A 14,249-nucleotide genomic window follows, 5' to 3' on the forward strand; every position below is an offset into this window, starting at 1 on the left:
TTCGTTCAGATTTGTGACATCCATCGTCGGGGAATCCCGCCGTTTTCGGATCGCGTTGTCAGCAGATCGCCACCGGATCCGGGATCGCGATCCCAGCACGAGCCACCGCACGACCGGCGCTCGCCTCAATCCCGGTGCACCGCCAGAGCAGCCAGCACGCCTCCGGCAAATCCCGAGGCGTGACCGATCCAGCTGACTCCAGGCGGGGTCAGAAAGGGCAGGAGGGTCGGGATCAGGCCCCCGTAGCCCACCAAGGCAACCAACGTGATCAGGATCGAGAGCGGGCGCCGCTCCAGCACACCAATCAGGAGAAGATAACCGAGCAAGCCATACACAACTCCAGACAATCCGTGGCTGCCGATCGGCCAGAATAGCCACACCGGGATGGCGGTGAGGTAGACGCCGATCCATACCGCGAGATAATCACGATGACTTTTGGCCAGCACCAGCCAGGACAGCGGCAGGAACCAGACGGAGTTGCTGATCAGGTGAGCGAAACCGCTGTGGCTGAAGGGGGCGGTGAGCACCCCGAGAAATGATCCACCGCGCACCATCGGCAGATTCCAGGTTCCGCCGAAGAAGATCTGATCGATCAGTTCCTGGGTCCAGGGAATCGCCAGAATCAACAGGGGCAGCACTGCCGTCGTTCCAGCCCGGGCCAAGGCCCGATCCAGGCGTTGAGAGAGGCTATCGGCCATGCACAGAAGGATGGGAGGTTCAGTCTGAACCCGCCAGCCGTTCTCCTGTCGACACGATGATGGGCTCAGCCTGCCTGTTCGAGCGTGCCCACCCGCGCCGGCCAACCGTTCCCGAGCGAATCTCCGACCCTTGGCAGCACGCCGGGGATGGCTCCATCGGCCCTGCCCCCCGACCCCCCCGCTGGTGAGATGGCCGCCGAGCCTGGCGATCAGCCGTTGCTGCTGAGCAGTGAGCAGCTCGCCGTCTTCAATCGCCGCCGCGATGACGAGGGCTGGGCTCAGCTGATCGGCCATCTCACCCTGCTGGGGCTGGGCGCGGCGCTGTGGATCACACCAACCGCCCTGATCCCCGCTGCTTCGCCACCGCTGCTTCTGGTGGTGAAGCTGGTAGGGGTGCTGCTGCTGGGCTGGGCCCTGGCCTTCGGCTTCTGCGCCATGCATGAATGCGGCCATCGCACCGCCTTCGCCAGCCGTTCGATCAACGATACGGTGGCCTGGTGGATGGGCGTTCTGAGCTTCTACAACGCTGATTTCTACCGCCGCTATCACCAGTGGCACCACCGCTTCACCCACCAGATCGGGCTGGATCCGGAGCTGGAGGACGCACCACCGAGCACCCTGCCGGCCTACCTGCTGGAGCTGAGCGGACTGCCCTGGTGGCTCGGCAAGATTCAGGGCCATTGGCGCGCGCTCCGGGGCGACTTCGCAGGCGCCCCCTACATCCCCCCGGAGGCCACCGCCGCGGTCGCCCGTTCGGTGCGCCTCCAATTTGCGGTCTACGCCGCTGTTCTGTTGGTCTCGATTCCGCTGGGTAGGCCGCTGCTGCTGTTCGACTGGCTCCTGCCCCTGGCTGTGGGCCAGCCGCTGCTGCGGTTTGTGCTCCTCGCCGAACACGGGGGCTGCAGCACCAGCGGTGATGGGTTGCGCAATACCCGCACCACCCTCACCCTGGCGCCGCTGCGCTGGCTGATGTGGAACATGCCGTTCCATACGGAACACCATCTCTACCCTTCCCTTCCTTTCCACGCCCTGCCCCAGGCCCACGACCAGCTGGCCCCCCAACTGGTCCATTGCTCCCCGGGTTATCTGGCGGTGCATCGCGGCTTCCTGGGCAACCTGGCGGCTCTGGCCCTGTGAGCAGCGGCGACCCGGGCAGCAACCTCGATCAAACCTTCAAGCTCGGTGATGTTTCGCTGGCCTGCGGCCGCATCCTTCCCCAGGCCCAGCTGCGCTACCGGGTCTACGGAACCCTGGCCGCTGATCGCTCCAATCTGGTGCTCTATCCCAGTTCCTACGGAGCCCGGCCAGACGACATCGACTGGGTGGTGGGACCGATCCTTGACCCCGAGCACTGGTGCATCGTGCTGGTGAACCAGTTCGGCAACGGCGTGTCGAGCAGTCCCAGCAACAGCGACCTCGGCTTGCCGGAGAACGGCTGGTTGCTGGATCACCGCGACAACCTGCGGGCCCAGGTGCGGTTGCTGGAAGAGGTGTTCAAGGTGGAGCGACCGGCCCTGGTCTACGGCTGGTCGATGGGGGCCCAGCAGGCCTATCACTGGGGAGTGCTCGAACCGCAGCGGGCTCAGCGCCTCTGCTGTCTCTGTGGCACAGCCCGCACCACCCCCCACAATCGTCTCTTCCTGCTCAGCCTGCGCCAGGCTCTCACCGCTGATCCCTGCTGGAACGGCACGGGCTTTGAGGGGGCTCCAGAGGCTGGGCTCCGCACCTTTGCGCTGATCTACGCCAGCTGGGCCGCCAGCCAACCCTTCTACCGGTCGGAGCCCTACCGGCGGCAGGGCTACGCCAGCGTGGAGGAGTACGTGGAGCAGGCCTGGTTGCCGGCCTACCGGCGCCACGATCCCCACGACCTGCTCACCATGCTGGATGTGTGGCTGGCCAACGACGTGGCCGCCGCGGCAGGTTGCGGCGATGATCTCGCGGCAGCCCTGGGCCGGATCACGGCCGACACCCTGGTGATGGCCGGCAGTCACGACCTCTATTTCACGCCGGACGACTGTGCCGCCGAGGCCCGCCTGATCCCCGGGGCGCAGTTCCGCCGGATCGAGTCGGTGCTGGGCCACCGGGCCGGAAACCCGCGCGATGCTCCGGAGGTGCAGGCCGTGATCCGAGCGGCACTGGACACGCTGCTCGCCGACGCGCTGACGAACGACTGATCCCCGTTCGCCTTTCTCCACTCACCCCGACTTCGACCCACCCCTTCACCGTTGAGCCCCCGCATGACCGACCTGGCTCGCTACGCCGCCGACCACAACCTGCGTCATGTCCTGTTCTCCTTCTGCGATCTGTTCGGGGTGCAACGGGCCAAGCTGGTGCCGGCCACGGCGGCGGCGGCGATGGCCGACAGCGGTGCCGGCTTCGCGGGCTTTGCCGCCTGGCTGCACATGAGCCCGGCCGATCCGGATGTGCTGGCCATCCCGGATCCGGCCAGCTTGATGGTGCTGCCCTGGCAGCCGACTGTGGCCTGGGTCGCCACCGATCTGGTGGTGGAGGGAATCCCGCTGGAGCAATCGCCACGGCGGGTGCTGCAGCGCCAGCTGGAACGGGCGGCGGCCCAGGGTCTGCATTTCCGCACCGGCGTGGAACCTGAGTTCTTCCTGCTCGACCCGGAACGGGGAGTGATCGCCGATCGCCACGATCAGCAGAGCAAACCCTGCTACGACCAACTTGCCCTGATGCGCAACTATCCGCTGATCAGTGAACTGCTCGATGGCATGGAAACCCTGGGCTGGGGCCCGTACCAGGCCGACCACGAAGATGCCAACGGTCAGTTCGAGATCAACTGGACCTTCGCCGATGCCCTGATCACGGCGGACCGCCACGCCTTCTTCCGAGTGATGGCCCAGGCGGTGGCGGAGCGCTACGGCCGCTGGGTGAGCTTCGCCCCCAAGCCGGTCGCCGAGCTCACCGGCAACGGTGCCCATCTCCATTGCTCCCTCTGGGACGATCAGGGTCGCAACCTGTTCCACGATGGTGCGGGGCCCCTGGGCCTGTCGAAGCTGGCGTATCACTTTCTGGGCGGGTTGCTGGCCCATGCGCCCGCCCTCTGCGCCCTCACCAATCCCATCTCTGCCAGCTATCGGCGGCTGGCCCGCACCAACACCGCCTCCGGCTCCAACTGGTCGCCGGGCTGGATCAGCTACGGCGGCAACAACCGCACCCACATGGTGCGGATTCCAGACGATCAACGGCTGGAGCTGCGCCTGCCCGATGGTGCCGCCAATCCATATCTGCTGCAGGCCGGGGCGCTGGCCGCCGGCCTGGATGGCATCGCGCGCCAGCTCGATCCCGGCCCGCGCAGCGATGCCGACACCGATGCCACCCCACCGTCCGCCGATCAGGCGGCACGCCTGCCATCCAGCCTGGCCGAAGCCCGTGATGCCTTCCGGCAGGACAGGATCCTGCGTGAGGCGCTCGGTGAAGCGTTCTGCACGGCGTACGAGGCCCTGCAACCGGCCTGATCCGTTCCGGTTGGCAAGCAGGGCCGCCATGCTTCAGGCTTGAGACCAAGGCAATGCAGGCCTGAGGCCCATGGCGACGACGACCCCACACACAGCCACTCCCTCCGGAGCTGATCCCGCACCACCCCGCCTTCAGACCTGGCGTCTGGGGGCTGTTCCGCTGCTGGCGCTGCTGCTGCCCCTGGAACTGGCTCTGCAGCCGGGAGGCGTTGCAGCGGTGGAGGCCCAACCGGGTGGTGGTGCCGCTGCGCCGGCTCCCGCCGCCACTGAACCAGCCCCCGCCTCAGACAACGGCGAGGCACCTGGAGCCCGCGAAAAGGCACTGCTGGAGAAAATCCGCAGTCTCAAGGCACCCCGCTGGCGTGTCTTTGGCGCCTGCCGCTACGACTGGGCCGGCTGGCGGCTGGCCGAGGGCAATGTGCGCACTACGGGCGTTTCGTGCGGCGACCCGCCTGTGACCGGCAGCGTGGCCGTTCATTGTGACACCCTCAAACTTACCCGCCGGGTGGGTGAGAGCCCCTGGGAGACCTGGCGGCTGCCCTTCTCCCGCGGCGAATCCACCACCCTGGGCGGTGAGGACGAAATGATGGCCAACCTCTGCGCCAACGTCACCCCGGCCTCAACCCCAGCCACCCCGCCCCCGGCTGGCCAGTCAGCCGGGACGGACAATGCGGCCCCCAGGTCAGCAGCACCGCAGACGACGACCCCGAAGCCTGCGGTGCCGAAGACTGCTGCCCCGAAAACCTCCACACCGCAGCCGGCAGCACCGAAAGCGGCGCCCCCCAAAACCTCAGCACCAAAACCAGCGGCACCCTGAGCAACGCTCACGTCAACCCAGACATGCGAGCGAAGCACGGGCATTGGCCCTACTTCGCCTCCATCCAGTTGGGTCCCACACCGGTCTCCACCCTCAGCGGAACCGAGAGCCTCACGGCCCCTTCCATTGTGCGACGGGTCAGTGCCAGCACCTCCTCCACCGCCTCCGGGGCACTTTCGAGCACCAGTTCATCGTGAACCTGCAGCAGAAGCCGAGCCGCCAGGGAGCGGCTCTGCAGCTCTCTCTGCAACTGAATCATCGCCAGCTTGATGATGTCTGCCGAAGAGCCCTGAATCGGTGCGTTGGCAGCCGCCCGCAACTGCTGGGCTTCCAGACCGCCACGATGGGCCACCGCGAGGTCGATCGAAAGCGGATCCTTGCCGAGCAAGCGCCCCAGCCCATGGGGATCAAAGGCGAAGGGCCGTCGGCGGCCCAGGATCGTTTCCACATAGCCACGGGAGAGAGCCAGCCGTTCCTGCAACTCCAGGAAGGCGAACACCTTCGGGTAGCGCTGCTTGTACTTGCTCAGGAACTCCTTGGCGACGGCCTGGCTGACGCCGGTCTCGCGCGCGAAGCGCTGGGCACCCATGCCGTAGATCACCCCGAAGTTGATCGTCTTGCCGAGGCGGCGCTCTTCAGGAGTGACCTCCTCCTTCTCGAGCAGCAACCTGGCGGTGAGGGCATGCACATCGTCGCCACTGCGGTAGGCCTGCAGCAGCACCTCCTCGCCCGAGAGGTGGGTGAGGATGCGCAGCTCGATCTGGGAGTAATCGGCGCTGATCAGCTGCCAGCCCTCCTGGGGCAGAAACGCCTTGCGAATCCGGCGACTGAACTCGGTGCGGATCGGGATGTTCTGCAGGTTGGGATTGCTGCTCGAGAGCCGCCCGGTGGCGGTCACGGCCTGGTTGAAATCCGTATGTACCCGACCGGTTTCAGGCTCAACCAGGGCCGGGAGAGCATCCACGTAGGTGCTCTTGAGCTTGCTGAGGGTGCGGTGCTCCAGCACAAGCGGTACGACCGGATGGGCATCTTCCAGCTTTTCCAGAACGGCTGCGTCGGTGCTCCAGCCGGTTTTGGTCCTCCGGGATTTCTTGCGGTCAAGACCCAGGGTGTCGAACAGCAGCTCACCCAGCTGTTTGGGTGACGCGAGGTTGAACTCAACGCCTGCGGCTTGCTTCGCTCGCTGCTCCAGGCTGGCCAGAGCGTCGGCGAGCTCCTGACTCAGGCTGCTCAGATAGGTGCTGTCAATGCGGATGCCTGTGGCTTCCATCAGCGCCAGCACAGGTTCCAGCGGGAGCTCCACCTGTTCCAACAGCGTGGGCAGAGCCTCCCCGAGCTCGCTCAGCTGCTGCTTCAGCAGCCCGGTGAGCCTCCAGGTCAGGTGCACATCCATGCCGCAGTAGGAGGCAGCTGCCTCGATCGGCACCGCGGCGAAAGTGGCACCTTTCGGCACCAGCGCCGAAAATCCGATTGGGTTGAAGCCGAAGTTGCGCTGGGCCAGGGCCTCGAGACCGTGTTTGGCATTGGCATCGCGGAGGTAATCCGCCAAGAGCGTGTCCATCACCACCCCGGCCAGAGGCAGGCCGTGCCGCAGCAACACCAGCCGGTCGTATTTGGCGTTCTGCAGGGTCTTGGGATGCTGGGCACTGGCAAGCCAGGGAGCCAGAGCCCTGAGCACCTGATCCAGTGGCAGCTGGGTCATGGGGAGCGGTGAAGCCTCCTGCAGCGCCGCAGGATCCGGAGGCTCGTGGCCGATCGGGATGTAAGCGACATCCTCCAGGCCATTCCCCCAGCAGAACCCGATCCCCACCAGTTCAGCCTGGAAGGGATTGAGGCTGGTGGTTTCGGTATCAAGGGCGATGGGGGCCGAAGAATCCGTGGCAGCCATCAGCCGGACGATCAGCCTCTCCAGCTGCTCGTTGCTGTGAATCAGCTCGGGCTTGAGAGCTGGCGGGGCGGTTGTTTCCTCCCCAGCACCCGAAGTCACCCCAGCCCCAGTGGTCGCGGCCGGGGATGAACTGACCTCGGCCGCGGGGGTGACCGCTGCAACGGCAGCCATTGCCCCGGAGGCCGTTGTCGCGGCCGTGGCTTCCTCCGCCACCGAAGCAGGGTTCGGTGCATCGGCCGAGAAAACGAGGCTGAAACTGGGGGCCTGGCGCATCAGGCTGAACAGCTCCAACTCCTCAAGGGCACCGGCCAAATCCTCCCCATTCACCTGACCCAGCCGCAGGCGCGGCTCCCTGGGCAAGGGAATGTCCACAAGGATCTCCGCCAACATGCGGGAGCGATAGGCGTTCTCCTTGTCGGCGCTGAGCTTGCCCTTCAAAGCCCCCTTGATCGCGCCCTTGCTGGCTTTGGCGCCCTCAAGCGCTTCAAGGGCTGCATAGACGCCATCGAGATCACCGTTCTCGCGGAGCAGGGTGATCGCCGTCTTGGGACCCACGCCCTTCACGCCGGGAATGTTGTCGGAGCTGTCGCCGGTGAGAGCCTTGAGATCCACTACCTCCTCCGGCGGCACACCGAGCTTGGCGATCACACCCTCGCGGCGGATCTCCACAGGACCCGAATTCTTCACGTAAGGACCGCCGCCCATGTACAGCACGGCGATATCCCGCTGGTCATCCACCAGTTGGAACAGATCGCGATCGCCCGAAAGGATGCGCACACGCCAGCCAGCATCCGCCCCGCGATTGGCCAGGGTGCCGAGCACGTCATCGGCCTCGAACCCCGGGGCCATGCAGATGGGGAGGTCGAGCGGGCCCGCGAGGATGTCCTGCAGGTTGGCCAGGTCTTCGAAAAAGTGCTCCGGGGCTTCATCCCGGTGGGCCTTGTAGGCCTCATCCGCCTCATGACGAAAGGTGGGGCCGGCCGTGTCAAAGGCAATCACCACCCCTTGGGGCGACAGACCACGGGCGTTGTCAAGAAGAGCCTTGAGAAAGCCGTAGGTCACGCTGGTGGGCACGCCGGCCTTGGTCGCCAAGCCGCCGTCACCTCCCTTGGCGAAGGCATAGAAACTGCGGAAAGCGAGGGAATGGCCATCCACCAACAGCAGAAGTGGCCTCTTGCTACCGGGAGGGGAGACAACCTCGTCGGTCGCGCACGGCTGCGATGCAGCGGGATGGCCCTTCTCGATCAACGATGCCATGCCGCCATGCCGGTCGGACCCTGCAGATCACTCCAGCCTGCCAGAGGAGGGCAAGCCCTTCCCGGTCCTTTGCGGCATCCTGGGTCCGAACCGCAGCTGCGACTTGCCGCCATGGCCCGCACCGCCCGCCGCTATGACATTCATCTGTTACTTATCGGCGGCCAACGCGAAGTCATCCACTTCGCCACGCTGGAGGCCTTTCAGCAATGGTACGGCGAAGTTCTCACCGCATCCGCACCGGAAGCCTTTGTGAATGTGCCGATCAGGGATCTGGAGGGTGAATACCTGGTGGTGCGCCCCAGTGCTGTGATCGGCATCCGGATCGAGCCCCAGTTCGGATCGGTGGATGACTGAGCTCCACCGGAGGCTTCCCGCATGACTCCGGAGAAGCTGACTTTGCTGTGGGGCATCACGGTGTTCTCCGGAGCCGTGGCCCAGACCCTCGCCCTGCTCACCGGTCTGCCGGGGGTTGTATTGCTGCTCTCTGCAGGCCTGCTGATCGGCCGCTCGGGGCTGGGATTGGTCGAACCGCTCGATCTGGGAATCGGCCTCGAGACCGTGGTGGGCCTGCTGGTGAGCCTGGTGCTCTTCGACGGCGGCATCAACCTGCGTCTGCCCGGCGATGCCCTCAAGTGGCTCGTGGTGCGCATCGTGCTGGTGCGTCTGGTGCTGGCCCTGGTGGGAGGCCTGCTGGCGGCCCATTGGCTGGCTGGCCTGAGCTGGCAACTGGCCAGTGTCTTCAGCGCCATCGTTTTGGCCACCGGGCCCACGGTGGTCACCCCGCTGGTGCGGCAGATCGGCCTGATGCCCCCCCTGGGGGAGGTGCTGGAGGGTGAGGGGCTGGTGCTCGAACCGATCGGTGCGGTGCTGGCGCTGCTCCTGCTCGAGCTGGTGCTGGGCGATCTGCAGGGCTGGCGATCCGTGGCCACCGGTCTGCTGCTGCGCCTCGGGGTGGGGCTGGTGGTGGGCCTGGTGTGTGGAGCCCTGCTGGCTGAAGCCCTGAGGCGCCTGCCCTCCAGCTCCCGGGCCGGCCTGCGGCTGCAGCTCACCCTGGGGGTGCTGTTCCTGATGTATTCCTCCTGTGAACACTGGTTGCCTGAATCGGGCCTGCCGGCTGCTGTAGCGGCTGGAGTGGTGGTGGGGCGCCGCCCCGATACCAATGCGGAGGAACTCGACGGGCTGATTCGTCAGCTGGCCCAGTTGGCGATCACGATGCTGTTTCCGCTGCTGGCGGCCGATGTCAGCTGGGCGGAGCTGAGCCCGCTCGGCTGGGGCGGGGTGGCCTGCGTGCTGGCCCTGATGGTGGTGGTGCGTCCGGTGGCGATTGGCCTGGCCACCTGGGGCATGGGGTACACCCTGCCCCAGCGCACCCTGCTCAGCTGGCTGGCACCACGAGGGATCGTCACCGCAGCCGTGGCCAGCCTGTTCGCCATTCGTCTCGAGGAGGCGGGTGTGGTTGGGGCAGGCCGGCTGCAGGGGTTGGTCTTCCTCACGATCCTGATGACCGTCGGGCTGCAGGGACTCAGTGCCCGGCTGCTGGCCCAACGGCTGCAGCTGATCAGTCCCGTCGATCCCGAGGCCGACTGCCCTGAGGCCAGGCGATGCAACCCCTGCTCAGGGGGTGAAGAAGGTTCCATCAGGTGGCCAGCTAGCTGATCGGGGCTCAGCGGATGGCCGTGGGCCTCACAGGCAGCGCTCGATGCGCTGAAGAACCTCGCCGTCATGGTGCAGCAGCAACCAGGTGCTGAGCAGGTCTGGGCCCTGGAGGCTGCCCAAGAGGGCAGCCCGCAGACTTTTCATCAGGACTCCCTTCTTGACATCGGCCGCCTTGCAGGCAGCGCCCAGCAGCTGCTGGGCCTGCTCCGCCTCCAGCGGGGCCTCGACACCATGGCCGCGCAGCGACTCCAGCAGGGCAGCCAAGGCTGCCTGGGCTGGGGCGGAGCCGATCTGGTCGCGCGCAGCTGGATCCAGCTCCGGCCGCTCGAAGAAGGGTTTGGCTTGGTCCACACCATCGGCGAGCAAGGTGAGGGAGGGGCCGATCAACTCGCAAAGCGCCTGTTGCCAGGATTGACTCTGTGACGCTGCAATCTGTGCTGGCTTGATTGGATCTGACTCGATCGGGTCTGACGACTGGATCGGATCAGCCTTGATCTGGGCAGATGGAATCCAGCCTTGCTCGGCCCAGAGCGGCAGGAGCTGCTCTCTCAGTTCGCTGGGAGGCAGGGCATGCAGGATCTGGCCGTTCAGCCAGTTCAGCTTGTCCCAGTCAAAGCGGGCGCCAGCTTTGTTGACGCGCTCGAAATCGAACACGGCGGCAGCTTCGCTGAGGGTGAACCGTTCCCCCATGCCTTCCGGCGGCGACCAGCCCAGCAGGGTCATGTAATTGGCGAGGGCGACAGCGTCATACCCCATGCCGCGGAAGTCGCTGATCGAGGTGACACCATCGCGCTTGGAGAGCTTGCGGCCCTCCTTGTTGAGGATCAGCGGCGTGTGGGCGAAGACCGGCTGGGGCAACCCCAGGGCGTCGTAAAGCAGCAGCTGCTTGGCCGTGTTGGCGATGTGGTCTTCGCCGCGGATCACGTGGGTGATCGCCATGGCGGCATCGTCTACCACCACCACCAGGTTGTAGAGCGGGTCCCCGATCCGATCGGACGGGGCCCTGCGGGCGACCACCATGTCTCCGCCGAGGTCACTGCCGGCCCAGCGCATCGGACCGCGCACCAGATCCGTCCAGCTGATCGTGGCATCGTCATCGATGCGGAAGCGGATCACCGCCTCCCGGCCTTCGGCAATGAAGGCCGCCTCCTGTTCGGGGCTGAGATCGCGGTGGCGATTGTCGTAGCGGGGGGCCTTGCTGGCCGCCGCCTGCTGCTCCCGCATCGCCGTCAGCTCGGCCTCGGTGGCGTAGCAGCGATAGGCATGGCCGCTGGCCAGCAACTGCTCGATCGCCATCCGATGCTCCGCCAGACGGGTGCTCTGAATCACCGGCTCCCCGTCCCAGTCCAGACCCAGCCAGGCCAGGCCCTCCAGGATGTTGTCGGTGTACTCCTGCCGGCTGCGCTCCTTGTCAGTGTCCTCGATGCGCAGCAGAAACTGGCCACCTTGGCGCCGGGCGAAGAGCCAGTTGAACACGGCTGTCCGCGCAGTGCCGATGTGCAGCGTGCCGGTAGGACTGGGAGCCAGACGAACCCGTACCGTCACCTTCGGCGATCTCCGGATGAATCAAAAACGGGACTGACGGGGCTCGAACCCGCAACTTCCGCCGTGACAGGGCGGTGCTCTAACCGATTGAACTACAGTCCCAGCCGGGCCAGAAGCACGACCAGTGGCAACCTACAACAGCAACAATCTTCGAAGAGATCCGCTGGATCAAAGTCCTTTGGATTGAAACCCGAAGATCAAACCTGAACGCGGTGGCCGTGGCGGAGGACGTTACCGCCCTCCGACCCAATGAGTATCGGCGTTCACCCGTCCATTCGTCAACCGATTGCAGCGCCGCAGGCCGGCAGCCAAACCGGCCGCGGATCAGGCCTGGCGGCACCCGTGCGGAGACCTGGAAAGGGAAAGATCGGGCGTGGTCCACGGCCATCCAACCAGCACAACAAAACCGCCAAAAGACCGAGTCCGTGAGGAATCGGCCATGGCGGCATGGCTGAGGAAGGATGACAACCTCAGCAGCAGAAATCCTGAAGGCGAGAAGAAGATGAAGTTTGAAAGTGATGATCAGAAAGAATCAAGGCGAATGCCGTGAAGACTCACAACTTTCAACCAAGCTACATCTCTACACCACCATCAAGGCTTGGCTCGGTCAGGGCCTGAAACCGGCCGGCTCAATCAGGCGCACCTGATTACCACGGGCTGTGAATTCACGACCTTGATCACTCTGGACAACCACACGGCCACCCGACTTGACACGGATCACACGAGCACGAACCCAGCCGAGGGCAGCTGACTCAAGCACCTTCACCACATCGCCGGGCTGTAGATCCAACTCCATGTTCTGGATGACGAAACGGCATGGGGGGGGACATCGAACGCGCCGTGGAGGACTTGAACCCCCGACATCAGGTTTTGGAGACCTGCGTTCTACCAACTGAACTAACGGCGCAAGGCGATGTCCCCGTTGAAACGAGGGCTGAACCTCAGCGATCGAAGCGCTGCTTCACACGGGTGGCCTTGCCCACCCGGTCTCGCAGATAGAACAGCTTCGCACGACGAACCTTACCGCGGCGCTCCACCTTGATGGAGGCGACCTGGGGGCTGTGGAGCATAAAGACCCGCTCCACACCGACGCCCTGGAAGATCCGGCGCACGGTGATCGTGGAGTTGAGGCCACCGTGGCGCTTCGCGATCACAACCCCCTCGTAGGGCTGGACACGCTCCTTGTTGCCCTCGCGGATGCGGACGCCCACCTTGACAGTGTCGCCCACATAGATGTCGGGGAGATCGCTCTTGAGCTGCTCAGCCTCAAAGGCGCGGATCAGATCCTGGGGGCTGAGCCGGCCGGTGGAGGCGCCAGCCGCGGCAGCGGGGGTGGCCACGGCGCTGGTTTCCGCCACGTCGGCTGTCGCTTCAGCCTGGTTCTCTGCGGTCTCTGTCACTGCGGTCTCAGTCACGGGCTGGTCGGTGTTCGGGGGTGGTCCGGAGGTTGGGGGATGGCGGAAGGTCCGTGGGGCACTCTCGCAGCCTGAAACCGCGAGTCCTCTGAATGGCAGTCCGGAGCCTGCGATTCAAAGGGTGCCGTAGCGGGAGCCATCCAGCTCCGCGACACCTGGCCAAACAAGGAGATTACCTTCTCACGTGTCGGCCTCGGGCCTCCCCCCCTGGCATCAGCCCTGAGCAACGCCCTGACGCAGCTTCTGCCATTGGCGCCGCAGGCGCTGGAAGGCCATGGCCGAACCACTGAGCAGCATCGAGACCAGCCCCAGGCCATTCAGCACCACGTAAACGGTTTCACCATGGGGACCGAACCACTGGCGCAGCCATTCGCCCTCGTGCAGCACCATCAGCAGGTGAGCCCGATCCCGATCCCAGCCGGCCCAGTCGCGCAGGACGCGGTAGGCCACCCCACTGGCCACCGTGAGCAGCAGTGGCGCCAGCACGACCGGGGCCAGGCTGCCGTGCCACTGGCGCAGACGCACCACCAGGGAGGGGCGTGGGGCCGCCGGGTTCCTTCCCGCCATCGTTACTCCACGGCAGTGACATCCCCGCCATTGATAACTTGCAACCACGCCTCGTGCATGGCCCGATGAATCTGTTCGCCGATCTGCTGGCCAGCACCACGGCCGCCACCACCAATGGGGTCACCCAGACCGGGCCTCGGATTCAGAAGAGTCGCCGCGGGGTTGAGATCAAATCGGCGCGCGAGGTGGAGACCATGCGCAAGGCCAGCCGCATCGTGGCCACGGTGCTGCGCGAGATCATCGAGCTGGTGGAGCCGGGTATGACCACCACCGATCTCGACCGCCATGCCGAGACCCGCATCCGTGCCATGGGGGCGGTGCCCAGCTTCAAGGGCTACCACGGCTTTCCAGCCAGCATCTGCGCCAGCATCAACAACGAGGTGGTGCATGGCATCCCCAGCCCCAAGCGGGTGATCAAGCCCGGCGACCTGGTCAAGGTGGACACCGGTGCCTACTTCGACGGCTACCACGGCGACAGCTGCGTCACCATCTGCGTCGGTGAGGGAGTCAGCGAAGCAGCCGAGCGCCTGTCCCGCGTTGCGCAGGAATCGTTGATGCAGGGGCTGGCGCGCATCAAGGCCGGCAACACCCTGCTGGACATCGCCGGTGCCGTGCAGGATCACGTCGAAGCGCATGGCTATGCGGTGGTGGAGGACTACACCGGCCATGGCGTCGGGCGCAACCTGCACGAGGAGCCCTCGGTGTTCAACTACCGCACCCGCGATCTGCCCAACATGAAGCTGCGGGCGGGCATGACCCTGGCGGTGGAGCCGATCCTCAATGCCGGCAGCAAGGATTGCCGCACCCTGCGCGACCGCTGGACGGTGGTGACCGTGGACGGGAGCCTCTCAGCCCAGTGGGAGCACACCATCGTGGTGACCAGCGACGGCTGTGAGATTCTCACCGACCGCGACTTCTGAAGCAGGT

General features: G+C 65.6%; 12 protein-coding genes and 2 tRNA genes. 7 read left to right on the forward strand and 7 right to left on the reverse strand.

Annotated elements, in window-relative coordinates:
• Positions 1-125: 125 nt before the first annotated feature.
• The gene (locus VB777_RS05975) at positions 126-698 is read right to left on the reverse strand and encodes a rhomboid family intramembrane serine protease (RefSeq protein WP_197156359.1); all 573 of its coding nucleotides are present in this window, start codon (positions 696-698) and stop codon (positions 126-128) included.
• A gap of 84 nt (positions 699-782) precedes the next feature.
• On the opposite strand from VB777_RS05975, the gene VB777_RS05980 reads away from it, so the two are divergent.
• From VB777_RS05980 to VB777_RS05995, 4 genes are all read left to right on the forward strand, one after another.
• Entirely contained in the window at positions 783-1,835 is a 1,053-nt protein-coding gene (locus VB777_RS05980; RefSeq protein ID WP_323247680.1) for a fatty acid desaturase, read from the forward strand.
• Positions 1,832-2,872: an alpha/beta fold hydrolase gene (locus tag VB777_RS05985; protein ID WP_323247682.1), complete on the forward strand. Its 1,041-nt coding sequence runs from the start codon at positions 1,832-1,834 to the stop codon at positions 2,870-2,872. The genes VB777_RS05980 and VB777_RS05985 overlap by 4 nt, the downstream gene beginning before the upstream one ends.
• A 63-nt stretch (positions 2,873-2,935) precedes the next feature.
• Positions 2,936-4,177, forward strand: a complete 1,242-nt coding sequence (gene glnT / locus VB777_RS05990; protein WP_197170456.1) for a type III glutamate--ammonia ligase — start codon at positions 2,936-2,938, stop codon at positions 4,175-4,177.
• A gap of 70 nt (positions 4,178-4,247) precedes the next feature.
• Positions 4,248-4,994 carry a hypothetical protein gene (locus tag VB777_RS05995; protein ID WP_323247684.1) on the forward strand — a complete coding sequence of 249 codons (747 nt, stop codon included), beginning with the start codon at positions 4,248-4,250 and terminating at the stop codon, positions 4,992-4,994.
• A gap of 49 nt (positions 4,995-5,043) precedes the next feature.
• On the opposite strand, the gene polA is transcribed toward VB777_RS05995, so the two are convergent.
• A complete protein-coding gene (gene polA / locus VB777_RS06000) occupies positions 5,044-8,139 on the reverse strand; it encodes a DNA polymerase I (RefSeq protein ID WP_323247686.1) in 3,096 nt (1,031 codons plus the stop codon).
• Positions 8,140-8,250: 111 nt separating this feature from the next.
• On the opposite strand from polA, the gene VB777_RS06005 reads away from it, so the two are divergent.
• Together VB777_RS06005 and VB777_RS06010 are read left to right on the forward strand one after the other, a co-directional pair.
• The gene (locus VB777_RS06005) at positions 8,251-8,493 is read left to right on the forward strand and encodes a hypothetical protein (RefSeq protein WP_323247688.1); all 243 of its coding nucleotides are present in this window, start codon (positions 8,251-8,253) and stop codon (positions 8,491-8,493) included.
• A gap of 21 nt (positions 8,494-8,514) precedes the next feature.
• Entirely contained in the window at positions 8,515-9,795 is a 1,281-nt protein-coding gene (locus VB777_RS06010; RefSeq protein WP_323247690.1) for a cation:proton antiporter, read from the forward strand.
• A gap of 27 nt (positions 9,796-9,822) precedes the next feature.
• On the opposite strand, the gene gltX is transcribed toward VB777_RS06010, so the two are convergent.
• The 5 genes from gltX to VB777_RS06035 all read right to left on the reverse strand — a co-directional run bounded on the left by gltX (position 9,823) and on the right by VB777_RS06035 (position 13,322).
• Positions 9,823-11,340: a glutamate--tRNA ligase gene (gene gltX / locus VB777_RS06015; protein WP_323247692.1), complete on the reverse strand. Its 1,518-nt coding sequence runs from the start codon at positions 11,338-11,340 to the stop codon at positions 9,823-9,825.
• Positions 11,341-11,368: 28 nt separating this feature from the next.
• Positions 11,369-11,442: transfer RNA gene (locus tag VB777_RS06020), tRNA-Asp, on the reverse strand.
• Positions 11,443-12,174: 732 nt separating this feature from the next.
• A tRNA-Trp gene (locus VB777_RS06025) sits at positions 12,175-12,247 on the reverse strand.
• 34 nt (positions 12,248-12,281) lie between these two features.
• Positions 12,282-12,698 (reverse strand): 50S ribosomal protein L19, encoded by a 417-nt coding sequence (rplS, locus tag VB777_RS06030; protein ID WP_197159339.1) that lies wholly within the window; start codon positions 12,696-12,698, stop codon positions 12,282-12,284.
• A 270-nt stretch (positions 12,699-12,968) separates the two neighbouring features.
• The gene (locus tag VB777_RS06035) at positions 12,969-13,322 is read right to left on the reverse strand and encodes a peptidase (RefSeq protein WP_197156376.1); all 354 of its coding nucleotides are present in this window, start codon (positions 13,320-13,322) and stop codon (positions 12,969-12,971) included.
• Between the two features lie 65 nt (positions 13,323-13,387).
• Here VB777_RS06035 and map point away from each other — a divergent pair, with 65 nt between their 5' ends.
• Positions 13,388-14,242, forward strand: coding sequence for a type I methionyl aminopeptidase (gene map, locus VB777_RS06040; RefSeq protein WP_197156378.1), 855 nt, complete (start codon positions 13,388-13,390; stop codon positions 14,240-14,242).
• Positions 14,243-14,249: the final 7 nt, after the last annotated feature.

It is taken from the genome of Synechococcus sp. CCY9202 (assembly GCF_034931685.1).
In the GTDB taxonomy this organism is placed as follows: Bacteria; Cyanobacteriota; Cyanobacteriia; order PCC-6307; family Cyanobiaceae; genus CBW1002.

Bases quoted from the DNA above. Each gene is read 5' to 3' on its own strand.
- VB777_RS05975 (WP_197156359.1), bottom strand. From the start codon at position 698: ATGGCCGATAGCCTCTCTCAACGCCTGGATCGGGCCTTGGCCCGGGCT.
- glnT (WP_197170456.1), top strand. From the start codon at position 2,936: ATGACCGACCTGGCTCGCTACGCCGCCGACCACAACCTGCGTCATGTC.
- VB777_RS05995 (WP_323247684.1), top strand. From the start codon at position 4,248: ATGGCGACGACGACCCCACACACAGCCACTCCCTCCGGAGCTGATCCC.
- polA (WP_323247686.1), bottom strand. From the start codon at position 8,139: ATGGCATCGTTGATCGAGAAGGGCCATCCCGCTGCATCGCAGCCGTGC.
- VB777_RS06005 (WP_323247688.1), top strand. From the start codon at position 8,251: ATGGCCCGCACCGCCCGCCGCTATGACATTCATCTGTTACTTATCGGC.
- VB777_RS06010 (WP_323247690.1), top strand. From the start codon at position 8,515: ATGACTCCGGAGAAGCTGACTTTGCTGTGGGGCATCACGGTGTTCTCC.
- VB777_RS06035 (WP_197156376.1), bottom strand. From the start codon at position 13,322: ATGGCGGGAAGGAACCCGGCGGCCCCACGCCCCTCCCTGGTGGTGCGT.
- map (WP_197156378.1), top strand. From the start codon at position 13,388: ATGAATCTGTTCGCCGATCTGCTGGCCAGCACCACGGCCGCCACCACC.